Annotated in this window: 3 protein-coding genes; 2 read left to right on the top strand and 1 reads right to left on the bottom strand. The window is 71.6% G+C overall.

Annotated features, from left to right (window positions below; translation table 11 throughout):
• Positions 1-1,176 (top strand): dihydrolipoamide acetyltransferase family protein (locus E3T37_RS08575; protein ID WP_134366384.1); only part of this gene is annotated, 1,176 nt, incomplete at its 5' end.
• Here the strand turns inward: E3T37_RS08575 and E3T37_RS08570 are convergent.
• Entirely contained in the window at positions 1,173-2,120 is a 948-nt protein-coding gene (locus E3T37_RS08570; protein ID WP_134366383.1) for an HAD-IIA family hydrolase, read from the bottom strand. The genes E3T37_RS08575 and E3T37_RS08570 overlap by 4 nt on opposite strands.
• A gap of 297 nt (positions 2,121-2,417) precedes the next feature.
• Here E3T37_RS08570 and E3T37_RS08565 point away from each other — a divergent pair, with 297 nt between their 5' ends.
• Positions 2,418-3,080: a VOC family protein gene (locus E3T37_RS08565; protein ID WP_160141113.1), complete on the top strand. Its 663-nt coding sequence runs from the start codon at positions 2,418-2,420 to the stop codon at positions 3,078-3,080.
• The last annotated feature ends 136 nt before the right edge of the window (positions 3,081-3,216 follow it).

Here is a 3,216-nt window from a genome sequence, read left to right as displayed (position 1 = left end):
GTGGTCCCGGGGACGGCTGCGCCCGACGCGGGGGCGCCCGGGGTGGCAGTACCCGGGGTGGCAGCACCCGGGGTGGCTGCGCCCGACGCGGCTGCATCCGACGCGGGAGCACGCGTGGCGGCAGCACCCGACCCGGCAGCGTCCGGGGCGGCAGCACCCGCTGTGCCGGTGCCCGACGTCGCGGCCCCTGACGTGCCGAGCCGGTCTGTCTCTGCGTCAGCCTCTGCCTCCCTCGCAACCGTGTCTGACTCGCCGTCGCCCGTCTCAGGGGAGCGTCCGCGCTCCACGCCACCTGTCCGCGCCCTCGCCCGAAGCCTGGGCGTCGACCTCACCCGGGTGACCGGGACCGGCCCGACCGGGCTGATCACCCGGGAGGACGTGGAGGCGTGGGCCGAACCGGCGCGCGCGGTGCCGGCCGAGGCCGCACAGTCGCGAGCCGAACCGGCCGCGCCGCCGGCGGCATCCGTTCCGGGTGCCCGGGAATCCCGCAGCCCGATCCGCAGCGTGCGCAAGCACACGGCCGAGGCTATGGTGCGCAGTGCGTTCACCGCGCCGCACGCGACCGAGTTCCTGACCGTGGATGTGACCCCGACGGTCGAACTGATCGAGGTGCTCAAACGTGACCGCTCCTTCGCGGGCGCACGCATCGGCATCCTCGCCGTCGTCGCGAAGGCGCTCTGCCTCGCGGTGGCGCGCACGCCCGAGGTCAACACCCGCTGGGACGAGGCCGCCGCCGAGATCGTGCAGTTCCACTACGTGAACCTCGGCATCGCGGCCGCCACGCCGCGGGGACTATTGGTGCCCACGATCACGGATGCCGACCGGCTCAGCCTGGCCGATCTGGCCGCGGCGCTCGCCGAGCTGACCGCGGCCGCCCGGGCGGGCACCACCAGCCCGGCTGCCCTGCGCGGCGGCACCCTCTCGATCACCAACATCGGCTTCTTCGGGATCGACGCCGGAACGCCCATCCTGCCGCCGGGGGAGGCCGTGATCCTGGCGATCGGGGCGATCCGCCCGCGGCCGTGGGAGTACCGCGGCGAGATCGCGCTGCGGCAGGTGATGACGCTGAGCCTGTCCTTCGACCACCGCCTGGTCGACGGCGAGCAGGGCGCCCGGTTCCTGACCGACATCGCCGGCATCCTCGCCAACCCCGGCCTGGCCCTCACCCTGCTCTAGCCGGCCCCGCCCCTAACGAATTCGACGGAGATTTTGCTCCCACGAGGCCAAAAATGGCCCAAAACGTCGTTTGCCCTCAAAATCTCCGTCGAATTGGTGAGGACGGGCCTGCGGGACCGGGCGGCCCACCGGACGACGGGGAGACCGGCTACTCGGCCGCGTGCACGGACGCCGCCTCGACCAGGGAGTGAGGCGATCGTGTCGATCGCGTAGGCGGCCCGGATCGTGGCCCGCTCGGCGGCCTGGTCCGGGTATTTGCCGGTGCGAACCTGCACCGTGGTCGCGCCGGCCGCGTTGCCCATCGCGATGTCGGTGGTTGCGTCGTCGCCGACGACCCACACCTCGTTCGGCTGGGCCCCGGCCGATTCCGCGGCGAGCCGGAGAAAATCCTGGGAAGGCTTGCCGAGCAGCACGGCCGTCGACCCGCTCGCGTATTCGAGGGCGGCCACGATCGCGCCGGTATCCAGATGGTCACCGTCGGCCCGTCTGGAGTAGCGTCCCCGTTGCAGGGCGACGAGTTCGGCTCCCGCCCGAATGGCCCGGAACGCCCCATCGAGCACGGGGTAGCTGAGCGTGTCCCGCGCGTCGCCCACGATCACATGGGTGATCGGGTGGTCACCCTCCCGCATGAACGGGGCGAATGTCTCCCGGAGCGCGCCCGACACCACCGGCAGCACATTGGCCTCGCTCCCGAACGCGGCGAGGCAGCGCCGGGCCGCCGTCACGGGGGTGAACAGTTCCGTGGCACGCACGTCGACGCCGCGGGCGTGCAGGTCGGACAGGATCAGCGCCTCCGGCCTCGAATCCGTATTGGTCAGAAAACGGATGACGCAACCCAGCTCCCTGAGACCGCTAATCGCCTCGGCCGCCCCGTCGACGGTTGCGCCGGCGGAGTAGATCGTGCCGTCGAGGTCGCACAGAATGGTTTCTCCGGAAGTGTCCACGCCTCAGTGTGACCCGACTCTCCCGGTTTCGGCTACGGGCGGGACCCGGCACGGTGCGAACCAATTCGACGGAGATTTTGCTCCCACAGTGCGCACAACGGGCGAATACGCCGTTTTGACCCAAAATCTCCGTCGAATTGGTTCGGCGGGACGGGGTGCAAGACTGGGCGCGGGACTGGGTGCAAGACGGAGCGCGGGACGGGGTGCAAGACTGAGCGCGGGATGGGTGCAGGACTGGCAACGGGGCGGGCGGCGTCGCGCCTTGACCGGGTCCGACGGGTCGGGCAGAGTGGGGGCATGAAAGAATCGGGCACCCTCCTGACCCCTGCCGACACCGAGCCCGTGCTCTCCGGCGGCGCCTTCGTGCACCTGGACGGCGCTCTGCACGGGTCGTTCACCACGGCGGACTTCGCCTCAGCCGTGCGCGTGCTCGACCAGGTGGCCGAGGCAGCGGATGCGCTGAGTCACCACCCGGATGTGCGCCTCGGCTACGGCCGGGTCACCTTCCGGCTCTCCTCCCACGACGCGGGCGGCGTGACCGACCGCGACCTGAGGCTCGCGCTGCGCATCCAGGAGATCGCCGACGCGCAGGACGCCGAACGAGCCCCCTTCATGCCGGCTCGCTACGACGTGGCCATCGACTGCACCGACGCGGATGCGATCCGACCCTTCTGGCGGGTCGGGCTCGGTTACGTGGAGTCGTACCGCGACGGCGAGATAGACCTCGCCGACCCCCACGGGCAGGGACCCGGCGTCTGGTTCCAGAACATGGAGATCGCGCGCACGGAACGCAACCGGATCCACCTCGACGTGTACGTCCCCACCAGCGAGGCCGAGGCGCGGGTGCAGGCGGTCATCGACGTCGGCGGCGATCTGCTCACGGCCGAGCACGCCCCCGACTGGTGGGTGCTCGCCGACCCGGAGGGCAACGAACTCTGCGTCTGCACCTCCGACACGTAACACCAGCGCCTCCGACACGCGGCACCTCCGACGCCGAGTCGAGCGCGAGCGCGGGTGCTGCGCCGTTCCGCGCGCGGCGTGACACGCGCGCAGCGGCGCAGCACCCGCGAAGCCCGCGGCCGAGCCCACGCGGCTG

The organism is Cryobacterium sp. TMT2-10, assembly GCF_004403075.1.
Classification (GTDB): domain Bacteria; phylum Actinomycetota; class Actinomycetes; order Actinomycetales; family Microbacteriaceae; genus Cryobacterium; species Cryobacterium shii.
This window is presented reverse-complemented; position numbering and strand designations above follow the sequence as displayed.

Excerpts from the sequence above, each read along its gene's own strand:
- E3T37_RS08565 (WP_160141113.1), top strand. The coding sequence starts at position 2,418 with ATGAAAGAATCGGGCACCCTCCTGACCCCTGCCGACACCGAGCCCGTG.